This is a genomic window from Mycobacterium sp. TH-M82, assembly GCF_057473605.1.
In genome coordinates, this window is sequence record NZ_JBYCKY010000776.1 from 1 (window position 1) to 1,132 (window position 1,132).

The window sequence follows — 1,132 nt, forward strand, 5'->3', positions numbered from 1 at the left end:
CGTGTAGCCCACCAGATGGAAGGTGCGTTGAGCCAGCAAGGGCAGCACGGTGCGTTCCTGTCCCAGGGTGCCTCCGACCAGGGCATTGACCGCGACCAGCAGACTGAACTGCGCCAGGTTGGTGCGCAACCCCAACCGAAGGTGGTCACTGGCGCTGCTGATGAGGCGGTCGTCAGCGTGGTGCGGGACAGAGTCGCGCTCCACGTGTTCGCCAACCACGATTCGTACTATATTCCATAGATCAATGGAATAGACAAGTATCCTTGCGCGGCCGGAGCGCGTTGGCCGAAATCTTGCGGGCGCTGGCAGCGATGCCTATCATCTACGTACAGCGATAGTAGATTGGCCCGCATCTGTCACCGAGCGAAAGGACATGACATGGGAGACCTCAGCAACGTCGGCGCCAGGCCCGGGAAGCGTAAGAGGTTCGCGGCGGCTGTGTTGGCTGGTTTGTCTATCACGTTGGCGGCGTTCTTTGCCGGGACATGGGCCGGCTCGTCGGGAGCGTTGACGCTCACCTCGGGCCCGGCGAAACCTCCGAGCGCCGCAACGGGCCCGGACATGCAAAATCCAATGTCGGCCAAGATGTGTAGCGGGGGTATGCAGGACATGATGGAAAACATGATGAAAGGCATGATGAAAGACATGCCTAGCATGCCGATGACGCCGGGCCAGATGCCGAACATGCCGGACATGCCGATGACGCCGGGCCAGATGCCGAACATGCCTAGCATGCCGATGAAGCCGGGCCAGATGCCTAACATGCCAACACGCTGACTGACTGTCCAACAAAGGATTTGGTGGAAAGTGCCGACCCGGGATCCGGAAGGAGCGATCATCAGTGCTTGACACTGTCGAGGGCCTTCCGGCGCATCCTTTCCTCGTCCACGCGGTCGTGGTCTTTGTGCCGTTGACTGCCTTGCTCGCCGTGTTCATGGTGCTATGGCCTGCTGCGCGTCGTCGCATCGCGGGCGCCTCGTTGTTCCTTGCTTCAGGGACCATGGTGGTGACCGTGCTGGCCGCCATGGCCGGCAGATGGCTCCAACAGCACAGCTCGATGATGATGATGATGATGAACAGCGCGCTCATCCGCCGTCACGGCGATTTGGGTGGACAGCTCGTACTGTGGTTT

1 protein-coding gene and 2 pseudogenes are annotated in these 1,132 nt (G+C 60.6%); 1 reads left to right on the forward strand and 2 read right to left on the reverse strand.

Annotation, left to right across the window (positions count from 1 at the left end; translation table 11 throughout):
* Together AC2VON_RS23020 and AC2VON_RS23025 are read right to left on the reverse strand one after the other, a co-directional pair.
* Positions 1–162 (reverse strand): annotated as a pseudogene (locus AC2VON_RS23020) (MFS transporter); the annotation flags it as partial.
* Positions 163–356: 194 nt separating this feature from the next.
* Positions 357–764: a hypothetical protein gene (locus tag AC2VON_RS23025; RefSeq protein WP_486954921.1), complete on the reverse strand. Its 408-nt coding sequence runs from the start codon at positions 762–764 to the stop codon at positions 357–359.
* Between the two features lie 77 nt (positions 765–841).
* Between AC2VON_RS23025 and AC2VON_RS23030 the strand changes: the two are divergent.
* Positions 842–1,132: pseudogene (locus AC2VON_RS23030) on the forward strand (hypothetical protein); the annotation flags it as partial.